The sequence below is a fragment of the Neobacillus sp. FSL H8-0543 genome (genome assembly GCF_038592905.1).
Lineage (GTDB): Bacteria > Bacillota > Bacilli > Bacillales > Cytobacillaceae > Neobacillus.
The window spans coordinates 553,127-572,845 of the sequence record NZ_CP151943.1; the positions used below are offsets into that span (position 1 = coordinate 553,127).

Below are 19,719 nucleotides of genomic sequence, written 5' to 3' on the forward strand. Positions count from 1 at the left end.
CTGCTTGTCTCATATAGTAAAAGAGAAGAGTGAAAGGAGGGATCACAATGGTCTCATTAATTGCATGTACTATACGTACTAATATGATGAATAATATATTCGACAACTTTTCTAGACAAAATTGGAAGGAAAAAGAATTAATTATTATTCTTAATAATGACAAAATGGACATTGAAAAATGGAAGGAAAAAGCCGCAGATTATGAAAATGTTACAATCTATCAGCTTCCACAGGAACAGACATTAGGAAATTGTTTAAACTTTGGAATAGAAAAAGCGCAATATGATATTGTGGCCAAGTTTGATGACGACGATTATTATTCTCCTTACTATTTAACAGAGGCTATGGAGATATTTAAAACAACAAATGCACAGTTAGTTGGTAAAGGAAAATCGTTTATGTATTTTGAAAGACAAAAACTATTAACCATTCGGAGACTTGGTACCGAGAATAAAGCTGGGAAAAGTTCTCTAAAAGGTGGGACATTAATTTTCAAGAAGGAGATTTACCCTAATATAAAATTCCCTTCTAGAAAAGGAGCAGGGACAGACAGTGCGTTTGTAGGTATTTGTATAAGAAGGAACATTAAAATTCACACAACCAGCAGATATAACTATGTGTATATACGAAAAAGGAACAGAAATTTCCATACTTTTAAACAATCAAATCTAAGATTAAGGCAAAAAAGTAAAATAATTGGAAGAGTGGAAAACTATAAACAATATGCAACAAAAGTATTTGGAAATGAGTAGATCCTTACCATTTTTTTTCTTAGCAAATAAATAAACAAGCCCTAACTCTTTTCGGTTAGGGCTTGTTTATTTATTTGACATTTTTAATGGGCCGATTTCAAACGTCTAATTAATCTGTTCTGTCTGATATCTAGGTAATAACTTCTCGTTATTATTTATTTTTTATATTCCATTAAGGCTTTAGCAATAAGCTTCTCAAAATTATCTGTCATAACTTCAGCAGAGAAATGTTGAGTGACATATTCCCTTAATTTTTTTGGAGGAGGAAATTGATTTCGTTGGAGGATATTTACCATCTCATTTACATTATTACAAGTTAGCTCTGGGAAACCTTTCATTGTTTCCCGTACTCCCCCTTTTCTAAAAGCAATAACAGGGGTACCACAAGCCATTGCTTCAATAGGAACTAATCCAAAAGGTTCCTCCCACGTAATAGGGAATAGGACACATTTTGCTTTAGAAAGTAGTCTCATTTTTTCCTCACCAGCCACTTCCCCAACATACTTTATTTGAGTTCCATCTATGTGTGGTTTAACTTTCTTGTTAAAATATCCAATCCCTTTTTTTGGTACATTCCCAGCGATAAGTAATGAATCTCCGGTAGCCTTTGCTGCCATTATCGCCAAATGGGTCCCTTTTGAAGGAATTATTCTTCCAAGTGATAGTATGAAATTTCCCTTCTGCTCCAAATATGGATAATCCTCGAGACCGATTCCATTATGAACAAAGTAGCCTTCCCCATTTCCCTTATGATCTAATAGATATTCACTTACATAAACAGGAAATTGTACATTCATTTTATTAGCAGAATGAATCGAACATAAAGTTGGAATCGGGAGTTTTTCCCTGGCTACAAACCCTGCATGATCAATTATTACATCCGCATCTACAGGAAGATTTTTTAGAACAAAGGGCAACAAATTAGTTAAACTCTTTGGATATTCAATCAATTTACCTTTACATTTAGATCCCTGTTTAGCAAAAACAATCACTTCATGTCCACGGTCAATCAAACAATTCGTTAAATAATGAATATCACGCTCTGTACCTCCATAACCAATTGGAGGCACGGGGATAACATTTTTAGCTATTTGGACTATTTTCACTTAACTTTCCCACCACCATTTTCCTGATCTACAACTCAAAAGTTTTTTCTTTTTTGCTGTTAATCTATGCAGATAGTAGAAAAAGGTGTGGCCAACCTTTTAATCTGAGTGTTTTTCAGTAAAAAAACAGGCTCTATTACCCTATAGTCAACCTTTCGACCCTCGAATACAAAATAATAATTGTTAGGACAATAACCTTTACCAAAAAAAATTTCTGTGAATATTATAGTACAAGAAAGATATGCTATTTGTTTATGCAGCTAAATTATGGGAACTCGAGGTTCGTAAGATAGGAAATGAAAATGAGGAGATGAGTTTTTGAATCACATTCATATAGCCGCGGTAAGTAATGACAATTACGCAAAACATACTGCTATTCTGTTTAATTCCATTCTATTAAATAATAAAACTGATTGTTTTATCCATTTTTATATCATAGGCAATCTATCTGAGGAAAATCAAAAAAAAGTTAATAGTTCTTTAGAATCTTTTCCTGCTAGTGTACTGTTTTTTCCGGTTAGCGAAAGTCGATTCAAAGGATTTAAATTATATAGTTATTTTAAAAAGGAAGCATATTATCGCTTATTACTGCCAGAATTATTAGACGATCACATTGAAAAGGTCATCTACCTAGATAGTGATATTATCGTTAGACAGGATATTATCGACCTATGGAACGTGGATATTGATAATTATTTTCTTGCTGCCGTTCAGGACGTTGGTTTATGTGCCAGCAAGGATAGAAGAAGGATTCTTTCCATCCCCCTAAGTGCTGGTTATTTTAATTCAGGGGTATTATTAATAAATCTCATAAAATGGAGGGAAAATAATACGGCTAATCAAGTAATCAATTATGCTAAAAATAATCCTAGAAAACTTAGAAGTATTGATCAAGACGCATTGAATGCGATTCTTTTCAATAATTGGCTTAAGCTGCATCCTAAGTGGAACTATATTTCAGGTAGAATTAGACTAGGAAAAATCCTAAAAGACCCTGCGATTATTCATTTCACAGGAAAAAATAAGCCTTGGAACCATAGTAGGCACCCTTTAAGAAATGAATATTTTAGATATTTAAAGAGTACAAAATGGGACAAGTAATCTAACAATTTACTAAAAAGTAATTTAGCAGTATTTCAAAAATAGAAAAAGTAAGGAAAGGACAATTTAAAAGGCTAACTATTATTTGAATTCAAAAAGGCCCCCACACAGAGGCCTTTTTGAATTTTATTATCTTTTTCAATATATTATTCAATATCCTCTCATCGCTATATATTTAGCATATAACACAGGATTCGATTTAACTAAATAATACATTTTCCGATCTTTAATGATTAACGGGAAATCATGGTCTGGTCTCTTATTCATTTCAATAACCCAAATTTTATCGTCTTCGTCAATGCCAACATCAATGCCTAAATCTCCATAGGATCCCGCGATTTCATCCACTTTACAGGCCATATCTGTACAAATTCTTATTATTTCTTGGTATTTCTTAAATGCTGTTAGCTCGTCATAGCCAAATTGAGTTTTTAATGCTGACGTTCCTTCCAATGCAAAGCCATTTGCTTTGAAATTTGAGGAAATCGCATTGGTATTTCCAAATCTTGCAATAATCCCGGTGCATTGCCAATGACCAGTTTCATTTTTTTGCAGAATTACCCTGTAGTCCACCTTTCGGTCCTCAAATGTATGAAGCCGGATTGGCTGTTGCAACAAATATATGGAGTGTTTAGAAAGGAACTTAATCATCTGATCTTTTGATAATTCTGTAATTTCATCTTGATAATTTTTCATAATTACATATTGACTTTCAACTTTCTCTATATAATAAATCCCCTTTCCTCTTGACCCGTCCTTGAGTTTTAAATAAACACCATTATATTTCTCTAAAAATTTTTCAACATTTGCTAAAGTCACTTTATTGGTCGTTTCAGCAAGGTGTTCTTTAAGTTCATCAAAGGGCGAAAGCCAATTCCAAAATTGCCATTTATCAAAATATTGGGAATTAAAAAAACCCTCACCCATTTTTTCTTTTAGACCGTTTAGAGTTTTTTGGGATAGTTCTACCCTTCTGAAAATTGCACCTGGAAAAGGAAATTCACATTTTCTCCAGTTATCAGGTAATGAAGGATCGTATAGATATCCTGTAATTATTTCGTTTGTAAAATCAATCTGCTCTTCACAAAAGACAAATAGAACACCATTTATTTGTTCGTATAACATTGTATAAATTAAATAATTATTTAAATATTTTTCCAGTCTTTTTTCCGATTTCCCCAATAATAAACCAATCACAGGTCCTATGATTAATTCATTGTTTGAAAATAAGAGTTCATACTTTACTTTCGTATCTATTAAAAGCTTCGTAATAACATCCTCGCTGACTAGAATATTATTTTTATTGATTGACTGTAAACAGGTAATTGCAATCGGTAACCTTCTCTTTCCAAACGATAAGGTAATGGTTTTCTTGCTTTCGATCCCTAAGGAAGCAGCTAGTGCAATTGGAATAGATAAAGTGTTACTTGATAATTTATTAGAAACTATTTCATAAACCACCCCGTCGTTCACCTCCAAAACTAGATAACCATTTAGCATAATGTAATGGGGCCGATTTAATTTTATAATATAGCTGGAAATCATCTGCATCCAAGGCAATGGTCATATCTGGACTTCTATTATTGATCTCAATCAGCCAAAGGTTATGGTTTTCATCCATTCCAATATCAATACCAATATACCCCAGATGTAGACCTCTACCCTCTAATACTTTACAACATGTAAGAGCCAACCCTTCAATTTCCATATACTTCTTAAAGGCTTTCTTATAATCATCCTGAAATGTTTCACAAAGGGACTTCCATACCTTTTGTGCTGATCCGCCACTTGATATATTGCTCACAATACTATCTTTATCACCAAACTTTGTTATCATCCCTGGAACAATCCAATCGCCATTGTGATTTTTACCAACAATCACCCGAACATCCATCACCCTATTTTCTTTTGTCAATAATGGTATTCGTTGTTGAACAATATAGTTTTTTAGGCTTATTTCTGACCTAAGGTAATATTCTACAGCTTCCCAAGTATCAAACACTGTTATTATATTTTTTCCTTTTACTCTATAGCATAAATTAAACTCCTGACCCACCTTTGAAAGCTGAAAGATTCCAGCTCCCTGCATACCAGCCATTGGTTTAATAAACGTCTCTTTATGAGCATCTATTAATCTTTGGACATTTTCAATATTTTCACACAGAACGGTCTCTGGTAGATATTTCCTTATTTGTTCATTATCAGAAAGCCATTCCCACATTTCCCATTTATTAAAAACATGAGAATTAAAGAATTTATTACCAATTAACCCAAATAATTTCTTTCGGATTGATTCTTTTATTGGTCTTCTGAGAAAAACAACTGAAGGAAATGGAAAAATCCCCTCCTCCCATTCATGTTCCTTCGGATTAAATGCATATCCATAGATAAGCTTATTTTTCACATCAATTCCATCAGTTGTAAAAAGAAGGATTAGTCCATTTAAATGCTTATAATCAATTAAATAATTTTTATAAATCTTAATTCTTTGTTTAGTCAATTCGTCTATTTTGCCGCGAATCAACATACCAATGACTGGGCCAATTTGTAATATTTCATTTTCAACCTTAATCTCATATGCATCGATAAATTCAGGGAGAAGAAATTTTTTATAGATAGCATTGGATAAATAAATACATTGATCCCGATTATCATGATGCATTAAGGTAACCGTTTCTTTAATTGCCCCAATACTTATGATGATTGAATTCCTTTCACTTATTTCTAATTTTTCTAAAACGGCTAAAGGAAGGGATATTGTTGGATTAGGAATAGAAATTGTTTTTATAATATATTTCATTGGAACTTCCCACCTCACTTTCACTTACGCTAAATCCTTGTAAATGAACAGCATAAAAGAGAGGCTGAGAGCGTATTTTTAAGTACATTTCATAGTCCATTTTTTTAAAGCCTTTAAAACTCGGAAAAATATTTGCCTCGATAATCCATGGATACCCCTCTTGATCAAGACCGATATCTAAACCAAATTCTGCATAGTGTTCGTCTTTTATATCAACTAAATAACAGAACTTCTGACATAGATTTATAATACTCTCATAAATTTTATCGTATGATTGATTGATTCCTGATCCAATTATTACTTCCTCCAAGGTCATTGCTTCTCCGCCTCTTGCAATATTGGTTAACACCTCATTTTCACCTGCAACTCTGCATTCGATTCCAGAGCATTTCCAGCTTTTAATATCAGATTTTTGCATAACTACCCTCACATCTAAGGGGCGGTTGTTTATTTTTAGAAGCGGAATGTAAGTTTGATACAAATACTGCTTATTTAATATATTCAATTTCTTTAACATTTCCTCTAATCCCTTGGCATCTGGAATCAGATGCCGGAGCAGGAACTCATTTTGATGGTCGTATAGAATATACCCTTCCTCTTGTTTTTGATTTTTTTCCAGTGTAAAGATGCCTCGCCCGCGTGATAGGCTAACGGGCTTTAAAATAATCTTTTCCCTATCCTGTATAAATTCAATTAAATCGTCCATTTTTTTCAAAAGATGAGTGGAGGGGATATGGTAACGGATCTCCTTTTCATCTTTTAATAAGATAAGATCAGATTTCTTAAAGTAATGGGAATTGAATAAATTATTATTTGTTAATTCAATTAGTTGGTTAATCCTTTCAAGATTCTGATGGAAATTTCTTCGGTACAAGGTAGCTGGAATCGGTGCAGAATCATATTTCCACTTTTTTTCAGTTGGATCATACAGCATTCCATAGGCGATCTTTTCCTCCCAGTCGATGGAACGAGTGGAAAAGGCAAAAACTAATCCGCCAAATTTTTCATACTCCCTGAAACGGTCAGAGTACTTTTCCATATATGTTGGATTGTACAACTGATTTTTTTCCCCCAGCAACAAACCAATAGATGGACCGATTATTGCTTTATCTTTTGAAATCTTTAATTGATAAGTCAAGTCCATTGGGATATGCATCTTTTTAACAAGCGTATTAGAGATAAGTACTTCTATAGGATCAGTAAATGAATTCCCTTTTAATAAAATATCCTCTTCTATTAAGTCTATTTTACATGGTTGTTCTTTAATGCCAAACTGGAGTAAGGTTGGTGTGCTGTTCGTTAGACTTGACAGATGAATTGGAAATTTGAGGCACATTTCATCGTCCTGATACTCTTTTAATTTGATCCAGTAATTAGTATCATCCTCGCTTGAAGGCATTGTTGTGTTCTTTTCAGATTCTGAACTTGATAAAAGTTCAGTTGTTTTAGTTGGATATTCCTGGCTATTTCCAAAGCTGGGTTCATCTTGAGAATTCTTTTGTTGAAGTATTTCCTTCGCTACCTTGAATGGAAATTTACATATTTTCTCACACATATGAGTGTTCCAGTCAAAAATGTCTTTAATAATTGTATTTATTGAACATGTTGAACTTAAAGAATAGAAACCATTTTTATTTAATGAAAAGACAATGCCAATCTCGAAAATTCCAGGGTAATAAAATTGAATGATATCTAAAACCTTTTGGCTTAGATCCCTTAGTTCGTCCTTTATGTTCTCTTCAAATGATTGGTTTGCTACTAACTTTGAGGCATCCTCTAGGGTGAATAATTTTTGATTAGAATCTTTTGCGTACATAATCGGGGATTTCCATTTGTTATTTAATTTTTTTTGACCTAATACATAAAAAGTTAACAAAGTATTATTAGGGTCGATTTCTTCCTCAAAGTCTATTTTTATATCAGAATATGAATCTAATAATGCACTTAAATCTTTTTTCTTTATTATATGGTGCTCATTAAGGACTTGAAATTTTGGGTGGTTAGAAAGTTCCCTTAATTTTTTGATATTCTTTTTTTTATAAAAGATTGTTGGGTTATAAATAATCGATGGGATGTCAATTATATCCTTTTTTATCGTTGAATTATTCTGAAGTTCAATTGCTTGCGTTTTTAAACTCTCGAGAGAAATATCAATAAGTGAAAAGAATTGAATTTTTAGGCTTAACTCTTTGCCCTTCTTAGCATAAATTTGCCAAATTTCGTCCTTTTTGTTTTTTTGGCTAAGCAGCTTACTCCATTCTCTTTTAGAAAGCAGTACACCAACCGTATTCATCCTCGTACCTCCACCTCCTAATACAAATAGGTAATTAGGACCTTTACCATAATTTATATTCAATGCTCATTAAAAGGTATGGGCAGATTTTAAACTTAGCCTTATTTCATCCTCTTTTATAAGAGTTAATGGTTTCATAAGAGCCATCATTCAAAAATTTAAACATGGAAACAGCAGGAGTCAGGTTTGCTTCTATAATCCAGACCTTACCGTCTAAATCAATACCAAGATCTATTCCATATACACGTTTTTTTGTATAGGAATTTGCTAATTGCTGAGCAATTAGCAAGGAAACTTCCTCTAATTCAGCTGCAATATCTTTGATTTTCTCATTATTAATTAGTGATTTTTCAATTGCATCTTCTACTGATAAAATTGCTTTGGCTGCATTAGTTATAACAAAATTATTTGCGGCCACTTTTGCAAGTTTACCAGTTACTGCCCATTCCGATGAACTCTTTTTCCTTTGCACCATTACGCGAAAATCAAACGGATTCTTATTAATCGTTGCAAGTGGAATTCTTTCCTGGACGATATACCGTTGTCTTTTACTTGGAAAGTGATTCTCTTTTAAATAATCATAAATTTGCTCTATTCCGTTTATGATTGTTTTCCTGTGACCAATATGAAGTTCAAAATTTCCATCTGTTAACGATGATATCTGGATAATGCCAAGTCCCTGATAACCAAAGCAGGGCTTAACCATTATTTGATTATATTTTTCTAACATTGTATTTAAAGAACTTCTATTCAAGTATTGAGTATCAGGCAAAAAGGAAGAAAGTCTTCCATCCTCCATCATCAATTTATGCTTTGTCCATTTCCCAACAGAAACACGCATTTTACCTCTCCTTTTTATATTTATTGCCTCATTTATATTCTATTTTGAAAAAATATATATTCCTGTACCAATGAATAAATTGGGGGTAATCCTATTTTTCTGTTTATTAACCCATTTTTATAAAATAAGGCAGATAACTAGTCCACTAAAAGACAAGTTTAATATACATGTAGGGAACTAAAAAAATGAAGGAGTGGAAAAATATGGGAGTATTTAATCCTGGCTTGCTTATTGATTTTGATTGTGAAAACTTTGGGGATCCAGATATAACGGTAACAAGTGGTACAGGTTTTCAAGACCTTGCCGAAATTACTTTAACTGTTAATTCTCCGACAAACGCAGTTTGGTTGAATGCTTATGCAACTTGGACAGGAACTTCTGCAGCAGATTTTATTACTTTTAGATTTTTACGTGATGGCGTTGACCCACTTTGTTCAGCAATTGATTCTGTTGATCAAGCAGGTCAAGCTGATACGACAGCATTTAGCTGTTGTGACACTACTGTCGATGCTGGAGTACACACTTACACTTTGCAAGCAAGTGTAACTCATCCAAGTGGGGGTCAACAACAAACCGTTACTTTTAGTATGGGATCTTTCCAAGGTGCAGTTATCAACACTTAAATAAGTGTTGTTATGCATAAAAACTATATACAAAAAAGGTTGCCTCATATGAGACAACCTTTTTTGTATTAGGATATAAATGCTTCCTCTAGCGGTAACAGCCTTTGCACACCACGGAGTTCAAGTTCCATTAGTTTGTTCATTGCTTTTTCTCTTTCGATTCTAAGTCCTGCACTTTCCAAATCACAGCTTACGGGCACATCACACTTAATTTCTGCAAGTATTCTCGATAAATGAAGCATTTCAAGATCCTGCTCTATTTTCGTCTTATGTGACTTTGAAAGTTGATCTAGGTTAGCAATGATTCCCTCGACATGCTCGAATTCTTTTAAGAGCTTAAGCGCGGTTTTCTCACCAATTCCCTTTACGCCAGGGTAATTATCACTCGGGTCACCCATTAATGCTTTTAAATCAATCATTTGTCTAGGCCTAATCCCTTTTTCTTCGAAGAAAGTATCAGGGGTGTGAACAAGATAATTCCCATAGCCCTTTTTCAACAAAATGACGGAAATGCTATCATCGAGGAGTTGAAGGATATCCTGGTCTCCTGTCAAAATCGACACATTTGCTGTATCTCTTGCTTGGTTCGCAATCGTACCAATACAATCATCTGCTTCATAGCCTGCTAAGCCAATATTAGGTATATCAAAAGCAGCAACCACTTCTTTAACTAAATCAAATTGCGGAATTAGTTCAACTGGCGCCTCTGAGCGATTACCTTTATAAGCGTCAAACAATTCGGTACGAAACGTTTTGCTTCCCATATCCCAACAAACGGCCACATGTGAAGGTTTGAAAGAAGAAACAGCGGTAAATAAATGCTTAATAAAACCATGAATTCCATTCGTCGGTATACCTTTAGAATTTATCATAAACTGACCTGATACGGCCGTTGCATAAAATGCCCGGAATAACAGTGCCATTCCATCTACAAGCATAAGTGAAGGTTTTTGATTAGTATTCAAATAATTACCCCCTTAAATTGATTTGCCTTAAAACAGCACGTTTCCCATTATAACATAAAAGATCATTCAATTTTGTTTTCTTGATAAGAAATCCAGTCGCTAAAACTTCCCAAGTAAAGTTTTACCTTTTCGAATCCTGCTTCTTTTAAGGCTAGGAAATTTGGTGCAGCGGTCACACCAGAACCGCAGTATACAAACAACTGAGAGTCAAGGGGGATTTCTGAAAACCGTTGTTTTTGGGCTTCGACAGGTTTATAGCACCCCGCATGAAGTCCCTCTATCCAAGGCTTGTTAATTGCTCCCGGAATACGACCAGCTTTCTTATCAATCGGTTCTTCCAAGCCTAAATAACGTCTTTCTTCTCGTGAATCAATTAAAATCGCAGGGGCTAACTGGCCGTTTACCACTGCTCTTACATTATCAACATTACCAATTATTTCCCGATTGATATTAATCTTAAATTCAGCAGGCTCGTAGACAGGTATCTCTGTCGATACGGGATAATCCGCCTCTTTCCAGCTGTTAAACCCTCCATCAAGGACAAATACCTTTTCATGGCCAAGGTATTGGAGCATCCACCAAAACCTTGCCGCAAACGCTCCGTCGCCTTGATCATAGACTACCACAGTAATGGTTTCGTCAATTCCAGATCGCTCTAGCTTTTGAACAAATTCATCTATATCAGGCAGTGGATGCCTGCCGCCGTGATCACCCACACTTCCAGATAGGTCTTTCTCGAGGTCAAAGAAGACAGCACCTGGAAGATGACTATAACCATATTCGCGATTACCTTTTTCAGAGTCTGCTAATGAAAACCGACAATCAACAATGCGAATACTTGATTCATGTAATTGATTGAAAAGCCATTCTTTGTCGATGATGAATTTCATATTTATCCCCCATATTCTTCTAGCTTTTTATAAACCTCAAGTAAATCCTCGATTAATACACCGCCATCCAAGGCCGATTGTAGGCTGTAGTAAAAATCTTCTACCTGAGCATTCATTTGGCTGATAAGCCGATTGAATTCAGAGCACAGGAGGTTGGTGTAATATTCCTCAACACGCTTAGCTTCTATTTTTAAGTAGTCATCCGCATGTGTGCTCAAGTTTGCTTGAAGCTCGTCGCTCATCAACTTCTTTTCATTTTTTTCAAAGAAGGCTTTTGGATTTTTAAAATAGGATATTGCCTTCGTGAATATTTTTTTATTGATATTGGAAAAAGCGATTGGAAAGTCAATTCCCTCATCAAAGTTCGTTTCAAACGTTGAAAAGGAAAGATCATCATTAATTTCAACTAAGTCCCGTACGAGTACTTTCTGAAAGTCTACGAGTATTTTTTCAGCAAACCGGTCGAGTCTTACTGTAGTGGCTCTCATCTCCTGAGCTAGATCAAACCCGAGACTTTCAAGAAACTCATCTAAAGCCCCCTGAAGTGCATTTTTCAAATTTCTTCCATCATCTCTTAATGCGGTTGGATTGAACGCTTCTTTAAAGAAATCATTAAAGCGAAAAAATACCCTTTGTTTAATATAGTAAATTAATTCTGTTGATTCCTGAGTCATTCGCTTTGTTAACGCCTCTTCTGTTTGCTTGTCAAAAAAGGCTTTAATCATTGCTTTTTGGCGCACGATTTCTGACCGTTTATTATCTTTTTCACTTTGGTCTTCTCTTGAGCCTTGAATCATCTTACCCACAAGTTCTTGAACCCGGTGAAGCTCGTTTCTAGCAGAGGTGATTGCCATTTTTGTTAAGTCATTGGAAATAAAATGGTAGAAATTACGCTCAAAATTGCCTAGTCCTGATTGATTAATTGTTCCAATTTCTAGCTTCTCTTTTAATGCTAAAAGACTTGATAACGGGTAGAGATGTGGTTGACTGATGCCATATTTCACTAACTGTTCTTTTACATAGTCCGTAACAGTTTCCTGTTCTTCCTCATCTTCCGCCAAGTCAATCGCATTAATAATAAAGAACATTTTATCAAGCTGAAAAGATTCCTTCACTCGCCCAAGCTGGATTAAAAACTCCCGGTCCGCTCTTGAAAAGGCATGATTATAATAAGTTACAAAAAGAATCGCATCAGAGTTTTTAATATAATCGAATGCCACTCCTGTGTGGCGGGCATTAATGGAATCGGCTCCAGGTGTATCGACAAGTGTGATTCCTTTACGTGTCAGCTCACAATCATAATAAAGCTCAATCCATTCTACAAAACACGATCTTTCTTCCCGCGCAACAAACTCTGCAAATTCATTTAAATCGGTTTCGATAACTGCCCCAAGCTGATGAAAGTAATCATTACAGCCCTGTTTAAATGCTTGTAAAAAGGCATAATGTGTCTTCTCTAACACACCCTCCTGCCCTTTTTCTAGCATTACCTTGTCAATTTCCTTTGAAGCCTCATTCAAATTCCCAACTTGTACCTCAAAAAACTTTAATGAACGATTTACATCCTCAAGCATCGCTGCTTCTTCCTTGAATTTAACTAATACTGTACCATGCTGATACCTTTCAGTAACGGGCTTTATTTTATTTATGGCTGCAGTCGTCGGATTTGGCGATACGGGTAATACTTTTTCACCCATTAAGGCATTAGCAAAAGAAGATTTTCCCGCACTAAAGGCACCAAATAGCGCCACTGTAAACCCTCTATTTGTTAATCTTTCAGCCTTTTCTGCTAATTCATCAGCCAGTTTTTGAAAGCCAGGAAGGTTGGTTACAAGCTTTGAAGCCTTTTCTAAGCGATTAATCATTTGTTGGACATGGTCAGGTTCCTCTGCTGCTGCTTTAATGCTTATTTTTACAGGTGCAGGTTTGTTTATCGTTTTTATGGCGAATTCAGCGTCAGCCCTGGCTGTCTTTTCCTGCCCATACACCACTTCAAAATCTTGTTCCGCTTGGTTAAAAAGCTGAATAGTATCTAGATTGAAATTCGACACTTGGGTTAATAACTGTGTTACTATTTTTCCTTCTTCCTCGTTTTGAGTTTCTAGGTTTGAAACTTTTTCCAAGGCACCCACATATCTTTCGATTTTCTGATATTCAACATGATACATCTTCTTTAATTTTTCAGTTTTCTCCGTTAAAAAGGCAAGGAAAACCGTTTTAAATTCTTCTATCTCGAGACGGGCTATTTTTTTGATTCCGTTTGCAATATCCTCCGTGTAATGAAGAACATATTCTCCAGATAATCTTGCCCCCTGCTTAACGGTCTCATTTACCAATTCAACCGGTATTTTTACCGTAAAAGCTTGAGCAATCGTCTGTAATTCTTGGTTATCAAGATCATGTTCTTTTACTAACGTTAACAAATATTCACGTAAATGCCACTCGAGCTGGGACTTTGTTTTTTCAAGCAATTCCTGATAAAAACGATCACGTCTTGTCTTCTTTTCTTCCATAGTTTTTTGCTTGGTAAATAAAAGTCCCACCTTAAATTCTGGCTGATAGGCTTCCAGAAATGCCTCCGCTAAGGCTCTCGTTTGAAAGGGCATTAAATAGGCATTCTTCATAATTTGAACAATTTGGGCATCCATTTCCTTTTCTGTATCTGTTACTCCACCGGAAAGGGTCTGAAGATTTATTTTAATTTCTTGATAGCTGTGGTGTAGTTTCTCTCTGTCCTCATCAGGTAGTTCATTAAGAATTTCAATGGCCGGTTGAAGTTCTTCTTCGCTTATTATCCGCATTTTCTCAAGATGATCTTCGGCTATTTTCTTTAAAGAATGAAAGATTGATTGCTGTAAAAATTGATCCTTTGTTTGCAACTTTTGTGAGATAAATTGCTGTAGTTCGTTAAATTCATTATGCTGATGGTCCTCGAACTTCAAGGAAGTATAGTAAATTCGGGCCGGCTCAACACCCCAAGCAGAAAAGGAATCCAGTACACTTTGCTGAAAGTCTAGAAAACTCAACTCATCTTCTCTATGTTTATCCACTTGGTTAATCACCAAGTAAACCTCTTTACCGGCTTCCGTTAACTCCTTGGTAAATAAAAAGTTTAACTCGGCCTGAACATGATTATAGTCCATTACATAAAAAACCAAATCGGCAAGATGGATCGCAGATTCAGTGGCTATCCGATGGGCATCATCGGCCGAATCAATTCCAGGTGTGTCCATTATTACCGTCTCGGCAGGTAGCGGTGAATCGGCATGGCTGATTTCAATTTCTTCAATTTGATCGCCATCTTTACAATGATTTTTTACCAATTCATAATCATATGGAGCTAAATAGAGGCGTGGTTTTTCATTTTTGAAAAAAACTTTTGCATATTCTTCACCCGATTTTACTTTTACCAGATTGGCACTGGTCGGAATAGGGCTCGATGGCAGCAGGTTTTCGCCTACTACCCTATTAATCATTGTCGATTTCCCTGCAGAAAAATGGCCGCAAAAAGCAATCATAAACTCTCTGTTTTCAAGTTTTTTAGCTAGTTGCTTCGTTTTTTCCGCATTTTCAACATCACCTTGTTTGTTAAGGTAACCGTAGATTGCAGTAATTTTACTTTTTAAAGCTTGAATGGTGTCTTGCTGGTTCGCCGTTTGGACCATATCACTTTCCCCTTGTTCACAACTTTGTAATATTTTTATTTTATACGATTATTTAAACTTTTCATATTAATTTTACTTATGAGCAAATGTAAGTAAACATTCATGCCTTTTTTTCAGACACTTCGATATTATTAATATGTAGTTCAAAAAGTGAGAAAGGTTGTGGAATATGGAAGTCGTAAAACCTCGAACGGTTCCAACGGAATTAATCATTCTAAGGCATTTAAACACCCGAATGGAATTAACACCAAATGATAAGCAGTTGTATGTATACCTTGAGAAGGGCTATGTAGGGGAAGTTACGTTTGAAATTTTGACGTATCAACTTCAGAGTGATGTGTTAATTTTACGAGACTTGTTACTTGAGGTTAATAATACCTTGTTTCAAATCGACACATTAATCATCTCAGCTGACATCATTTACCCTTGTGAAGTGAAAAATTATGAAGGAGATTATTACTATCAATCTGACAGGCTCTACACGAAATCTGGAAGTGAGATAAAAGACCCGCTGCTGCAGTTAGAACGATGTGAATCCTTGCTCCGACAATTTCTCCAAAAAACAGGATACACTTTTCCACTTGAATCAAACGTTATTTATGTCAACCTCAAGTTTACTCTCTATCAAGCACCCTTAAATAAGCCAATTATTTTTCCATCACAGCTAAACGCCTGTATGATAAAACTGGATAAGAGTCCTCCTAAATTAACTTCCCGCCACAAAAAGCTCGCTGACAAGTTATTATCGGCGCATATTTGTGAATCTCCCTATACCCGGTTACCACAGTATGAATATAGTAAGCTGCGCAAGGGGTTAAATTGTCAACCTGTTATTCTTTTTCGATAATTGTGGGGGGACGGATAATAGTTTGTGACACTTGTGGATGCACTGAAACTATAGAATCAGCCGTGTTGAGGAGTGTGAGTGAAATGAAACTCCTTTTTCTGGATAAAAAGATTACTACAAATATTGTCTATGAGTGGTGTCAAGTGGTGGAGTCGGAAAAGATGATTAGAAGGATACTGAAGAAAAATTTTAAAGCTATCGGGCCAGGAAAATATTGCTATTATGAATGATAAAATTCCTTTTAGTGAAACTAAGTAACAGCCTTTCCCGGAGTTCGGTCACATTGAAGCTTTAATAGTTACCGCTTTGGCTTCCTTTCCCGGAGTTCGGTCACTATGAACCTTTCTTAGTTACCGCTTTGGCTTCCTGTTCCAGAGTTCAGTCACTATGAACCTCTCATAGTTACCGCTTTGGCTTCCTGTTCCGGAGTTCGGTCACTATGAACCTTTCTTAGTTACCGCTTTGGCTTCCTGTTCCGGAGTTCGGTCACTATGAACCTTTCTTAGTTACCGCTTTGGCTTCCTGTTCCGGAGTTCGGTCACTATGAACCTTTCTTAGTTACCGCTTTGGCTTCCTGTTCCAAAGTTCAGTCACTATGAACCTTTCTTAGTTACCGCTTTGGCTTCCTGTTCCAAAGTTCAGTCACTATGAACCTCTCATAGTTACCGCTTTGGCTTCCTGTTCCGGAGTTCGATCACTATGAACCTTTCTTAGTTACCGCTTTGGCTTCCTGTTCCGGAGTTCGGTCACTATGAACCTTTCTTAGTTACCGCTTTGGCTTCCTGTTCCGGAGTTCGGTCACTATGAACCTTTCTTAGTTACCGCACCGCCTTCTTTTCCCGGAGTTCGGTCACTATGAACCTTTCTTAGTTACCGTTTTGGCTTCATTTCCCAGAGTTCGGTCACATTGAAGCTTTCATAGTTTCCGCTTTCGCTTCCGTGACCGGAGTTCTGTCGATAACATAATCCCCTCTTTATCGTTAAGTACATACAAAAAACCCAAGGAGCTCTCCTTGGGTTTTTCTAAAATATAGTCAATGGGTTACATTTTTTAAAACGTGTTTCAAGACAAATGCGTATATAACTACCGTGCCACCAACAAAAGCTAGAGTCATCAGTAAACACCTTCCTTATCCGCGCTGTCGCGTTGAGAATGATTTTCATCGTTAGTTAAATATTATCATAGCTGATAATCATTTTCAATAGCACTCGGTTAATTGTCATATTTATTTAACAATTTTGGTAAAAAGCGATTACAGCTTTGAAAGCTTCCCTCATACTCAGTTAATTCATTTAAGGCTTTTTCCTCTGCTGGAATCCGAACCGACAGCATTAACAGATTCAAGATAGTAAACAAAATGGCCGTAAAGTATGCCCCAAACAGCAACGGGACAACGATTAGTTCCAGTGTGACTACTACATAGTTCGGGTGTTTTATAAAACGGTATGGACCTTTTCTAATGACATTAACATTTGGCAACACCAAAATCTTTGTGTTCCAGTATTTTCCCAGCGAAGAAATAACCCAGAATCTCATTATCTGCGTAAAAACAAAAACGGATAATAACAGCGGCCAAAATTGAGGAACATCACGATTAATAGTTATTTTTTCAATGAAAAAAAACACAAAAAATAGTGCATGCATGAACACCATGTATTGATAGTGATTTGATCCGAATTCCAGTGCTCCTTGGTCTTTCATCCATTTTTCATTTTTTCGGGCTACAAATAGTTCAATGGCCCGTTGAAAAACGACAAATATAAAGAATAAAAGAAACAGAAGAATATTATCCACTTATTCCCACCTCACTAATAATAGTTCTGAACTGAAACCAGGACCTAGTGCTGTACACAATCCATAGGATCCCGCTTCAATATCCATTTCCATAAAACGCTTGAGTACAAATAGAATCGTTGCCGATGACATATTCCCATATTGCCGCAGAACCTCCAATGAAACGTCCGTCATTGCAGATGGAATAGATAGTGACTTTATGTATGCATCGATTACCTTTTTTCCTCCTGGATGAGCAATAAAATGGTCTATATCGGATAGTTCCAGCTGATTACTCTTTAAAAATTCACCGACATTTGGTTTTAACCAGTCTTCAATAATACGAGGGATATCACGGGAGAATACTACAAACAACCCTTGTTCCTTTATATCCCAACCCATTACATCCAATGAATCTGGCATCAGCGTCGATTGTGTATTTATAATAGAAGGAAATGATTTTTGTCGACGAATGTCATTTAAGTTAGCTTCATTGCCGCAAACCAATGCACATGCAATTCCATCCGCAAACAGCGAGGTCCCGATTAGGTTGCTTTTTGACAGGTCGTTTCGTTGAAAAGTTAAACTACAAAGTTCGACAGACAACACTAACACCTTTGCCTCAGGGTAAGCCAGACAATATTCAAATGCCCTTGATAAGCCCGCAGCTCCGCCTGCACAACCGAGTCCCCAAATCGGGATTCTTTTTGTGTGAGAATGAAAGGGTAAAAGGTTCATAATTCTTGCTTCAATACTTGGGGTCGCTAATCCAGTTGAAGAGATATAAAATATGGCATCGATTTCTTGAAAGTCCACCTTCCTAGCTAAAAAGCCCCGATTAGAAAGACATTTTTCAATTGCTTGTTTCCCTAGAGTAACTGCTGCTTCAATGTAAGCATTATTCTTTTCCTCAAAGGAATGATCCTTTTTAAACCATTCAATATCTTTCGCAAAATGTCTTTTTTCAATTTGACCATTCTGAAAGGCTTTTAGCAGTCTTTCAATATCCTTAAACCTTTCTGTAAAAATTCCTCGAGCGAAATCCATCGCTTGCTCTTGTTTTATTTCAAAAGGGGGAATTACTTCAGCAACGGATAGAATCGTTGGCATCATACATTCAGTCTCCTTTAACATACGTATAGATATTTTTTCCAATATAGGAAAAAATATTCCATAAAATAAAGGGGCAAAAAAAAAGCTTCCCTATCAGGGAAGCAAACGTTTTGAAGGTTGTTGTTGTTGTGCTTCTTGATTATATCGCGGATTTCCATTCTATTCATTAGATAATCTTTTCCAGTTGTTAAAATCCATTTATTTTTATTGGCCCCTGTTTATCCCTCGTATCTATGTATTCTTGAATATTTTAGCAGAGTATTTCAGTAATAAAACAAAAAGCACCTACGGTAAGGTGCATAAAAATTCTAACTATTTTTCGGATTGCTTTTGGACCTCGATATTAATTTTATTGCTCGCTAGTGACCCGCAGACCTTACAATATTCCACTTCACTATACAGAATCCGACATTGTTCGCAATAATATTTTTCCATAAAGAACACACTCTCTTCTGATGAGTCTAAGATACATATATTATTTTATTTATAGATTTCTGAATGGTGACTAATAGCAAAAAAAGATTGTTTTTTCTACCTTTCCGAACACATTCAACAACTTTTATCACAGGTTTTTCTCTGATGTTCACACTTTATTCACATTTACCTTAGAGGTATTGTGATATAAATCACTGATATACCAAGTTTTTATCATTACCATAGTAGATACCTAAGGAATGAACAATTTGTGAACTCTTAAATTTGTTATTTTTTCTTCACAATTGTTTTGTATTATGGAAGAGAAGTTATATTTATTTGATTTTTTCTGAAGGGAGTGCAAGGGGGATGGCAAAGGTGGAACTGAAAACCAACCAAAAAACAGAAGTTGAGGACAGCTCCTCACTTAAAGGGACATTTGTGTCTGTAATGTTTTTGGGAGCATTTATTGTTGTCACATGGGTAAGTGTCTATCTCTTATTCGTCAATCGTTTTTAAAGAGAGAAAGGGGAAA

Annotated in this window: 16 protein-coding genes; 6 read left to right on the forward strand and 10 right to left on the reverse strand. The window is 35.7% G+C overall.

Annotated elements, in window-relative coordinates; all coding sequences use genetic code 11:
• Nucleotides 1–47 precede the first annotated feature (47 nt).
• Nucleotides 48–752: a glycosyltransferase gene (locus NSS81_RS02910; protein ID WP_342432062.1), complete on the forward strand. Its 705-nt coding sequence runs from the start codon at nt 48–50 to the stop codon at nt 750–752.
• Nucleotides 753–907: 155 nt separating this feature from the next.
• Here the strand turns inward: NSS81_RS02910 and NSS81_RS02915 are convergent, their stop codons facing one another.
• Complete coding sequence (locus NSS81_RS02915) at nt 908–1,858, reverse strand: glycosyltransferase (protein WP_342432063.1); 951 nt, start codon at nt 1,856–1,858, stop codon at nt 908–910.
• A gap of 318 nt (nt 1,859–2,176) precedes the next feature.
• Between NSS81_RS02915 and NSS81_RS02920 the strand changes: the two genes are divergently transcribed.
• Complete coding sequence (locus tag NSS81_RS02920; protein WP_342432064.1) at nt 2,177–2,959, forward strand: glycosyltransferase family 8 protein; 783 nt, start codon at nt 2,177–2,179, stop codon at nt 2,957–2,959.
• A gap of 150 nt (nt 2,960–3,109) precedes the next feature.
• On the opposite strand, the gene NSS81_RS02925 is transcribed toward NSS81_RS02920, so the two are convergent.
• From NSS81_RS02925 to NSS81_RS02940, 4 genes are all read right to left on the reverse strand, one after another.
• A complete protein-coding gene (locus NSS81_RS02925; RefSeq protein WP_342432065.1) occupies nt 3,110–4,420 on the reverse strand; it encodes a YheC/YheD family protein in 1,311 nt (436 codons plus the stop codon).
• On the reverse strand, nt 4,410–5,759 hold the full coding sequence (locus NSS81_RS02930) for a YheC/YheD family protein (RefSeq protein ID WP_342432066.1): 1,350 nt from the start codon (nt 5,757–5,759) through the stop codon (nt 4,410–4,412). The genes NSS81_RS02925 and NSS81_RS02930 overlap by 11 nt, the downstream gene beginning before the upstream one ends.
• A complete protein-coding gene (locus NSS81_RS02935; protein WP_342432067.1) occupies nt 5,725–8,052 on the reverse strand; it encodes a YheC/YheD family protein in 2,328 nt (775 codons plus the stop codon). Before NSS81_RS02935 ends, NSS81_RS02930 begins: the two co-directional genes overlap by 35 nt.
• A gap of 106 nt (nt 8,053–8,158) precedes the next feature.
• The gene (locus tag NSS81_RS02940) at nt 8,159–8,893 is read right to left on the reverse strand and encodes a YheC/YheD family protein (RefSeq protein WP_342432068.1); all 735 of its coding nucleotides are present in this window, start codon (nt 8,891–8,893) and stop codon (nt 8,159–8,161) included.
• 185 nt (nt 8,894–9,078) lie between these two features.
• Between NSS81_RS02940 and NSS81_RS02945 the strand changes: the two genes are divergently transcribed.
• Entirely contained in the window at nt 9,079–9,516 is a 438-nt protein-coding gene (locus NSS81_RS02945) for a hypothetical protein (protein ID WP_342432069.1), read from the forward strand.
• Between the two features lie 68 nt (nt 9,517–9,584).
• On the opposite strand, the gene NSS81_RS02950 is transcribed toward NSS81_RS02945, so the two are convergent.
• From NSS81_RS02950 to NSS81_RS02960, 3 genes are all read right to left on the reverse strand, one after another.
• Nucleotides 9,585–10,454, reverse strand: coding sequence for a 5'-3' exonuclease (locus NSS81_RS02950; RefSeq protein ID WP_342433911.1), 870 nt, complete (start codon nt 10,452–10,454; stop codon nt 9,585–9,587).
• Nucleotides 10,455–10,543: 89 nt separating this feature from the next.
• Nucleotides 10,544–11,371: a sulfurtransferase gene (locus NSS81_RS02955; RefSeq protein ID WP_342432070.1), complete on the reverse strand. Its 828-nt coding sequence runs from the start codon at nt 11,369–11,371 to the stop codon at nt 10,544–10,546.
• A 2-nt stretch (nt 11,372–11,373) separates the two neighbouring features.
• Nucleotides 11,374–15,036, reverse strand: coding sequence for a dynamin family protein (locus NSS81_RS02960; protein ID WP_342432071.1), 3,663 nt, complete (start codon nt 15,034–15,036; stop codon nt 11,374–11,376).
• A 169-nt stretch (nt 15,037–15,205) separates the two neighbouring features.
• On the opposite strand from NSS81_RS02960, the gene NSS81_RS02965 reads away from it, so the two are divergent.
• Together NSS81_RS02965 and NSS81_RS02970 are read left to right on the forward strand one after the other, a co-directional pair.
• On the forward strand, nt 15,206–15,883 hold the full coding sequence (locus tag NSS81_RS02965; RefSeq protein WP_342432072.1) for a nuclease-related domain-containing protein: 678 nt from the start codon (nt 15,206–15,208) through the stop codon (nt 15,881–15,883).
• Between the two features lie 83 nt (nt 15,884–15,966).
• Nucleotides 15,967–16,113 (forward strand): hypothetical protein, encoded by a 147-nt coding sequence (locus NSS81_RS02970; RefSeq protein ID WP_342432073.1) that lies wholly within the window; start codon nt 15,967–15,969, stop codon nt 16,111–16,113.
• A 983-nt stretch (nt 16,114–17,096) separates the two neighbouring features.
• Here NSS81_RS02970 and NSS81_RS02975 read toward each other — a convergent pair.
• Nucleotides 17,097–17,678, reverse strand: a complete 582-nt coding sequence (locus tag NSS81_RS02975; RefSeq protein ID WP_342432074.1) for an isoprenylcysteine carboxyl methyltransferase family protein — start codon at nt 17,676–17,678, stop codon at nt 17,097–17,099.
• A complete protein-coding gene (locus NSS81_RS02980; protein WP_342433912.1) occupies nt 17,679–18,767 on the reverse strand; it encodes a 3-oxoacyl-[acyl-carrier-protein] synthase III C-terminal domain-containing protein in 1,089 nt (362 codons plus the stop codon).
• Nucleotides 18,768–19,553: 786 nt separating this feature from the next.
• Between NSS81_RS02980 and NSS81_RS02985 the strand changes: the two genes are divergently transcribed.
• Complete coding sequence (locus NSS81_RS02985; RefSeq protein ID WP_342432075.1) at nt 19,554–19,703, forward strand: cytochrome c oxidase subunit 2A; 150 nt, start codon at nt 19,554–19,556, stop codon at nt 19,701–19,703.
• Nucleotides 19,704–19,719: the final 16 nt, after the last annotated feature.

Excerpts from the sequence above, each read along its gene's own strand:
- NSS81_RS02960 (WP_342432071.1), bottom strand. The coding sequence starts at position 15,036 with ATGGTCCAAACGGCGAACCAGCAAGACACCATTCAAGCTTTAAAAAGT.
- NSS81_RS02910 (WP_342432062.1), top strand. The coding sequence starts at position 48 with ATGGTCTCATTAATTGCATGTACTATACGTACTAATATGATGAATAAT.
- NSS81_RS02950 (WP_342433911.1), bottom strand. The coding sequence starts at position 10,454 with ATGCTTGTAGATGGAATGGCACTGTTATTCCGGGCATTTTATGCAACG.
- NSS81_RS02955 (WP_342432070.1), bottom strand. The coding sequence starts at position 11,371 with ATGAAATTCATCATCGACAAAGAATGGCTTTTCAATCAATTACATGAA.
- NSS81_RS02965 (WP_342432072.1), top strand. The coding sequence starts at position 15,206 with ATGGAAGTCGTAAAACCTCGAACGGTTCCAACGGAATTAATCATTCTA.
- NSS81_RS02980 (WP_342433912.1), bottom strand. The coding sequence starts at position 18,767 with ATGCCAACGATTCTATCCGTTGCTGAAGTAATTCCCCCTTTTGAAATA.
- NSS81_RS02985 (WP_342432075.1), top strand. The coding sequence starts at position 19,554 with ATGGCAAAGGTGGAACTGAAAACCAACCAAAAAACAGAAGTTGAGGAC.
- NSS81_RS02930 (WP_342432066.1), bottom strand. The coding sequence starts at position 5,759 with ATGAAATATATTATAAAAACAATTTCTATTCCTAATCCAACAATATCC.
- NSS81_RS02935 (WP_342432067.1), bottom strand. The coding sequence starts at position 8,052 with ATGAATACGGTTGGTGTACTGCTTTCTAAAAGAGAATGGAGTAAGCTG.
- NSS81_RS02940 (WP_342432068.1), bottom strand. The coding sequence starts at position 8,893 with ATGCGTGTTTCTGTTGGGAAATGGACAAAGCATAAATTGATGATGGAG.
- NSS81_RS02970 (WP_342432073.1), top strand. The coding sequence starts at position 15,967 with ATGAAACTCCTTTTTCTGGATAAAAAGATTACTACAAATATTGTCTAT.
- NSS81_RS02945 (WP_342432069.1), top strand. The coding sequence starts at position 9,079 with ATGAAGGAGTGGAAAAATATGGGAGTATTTAATCCTGGCTTGCTTATT.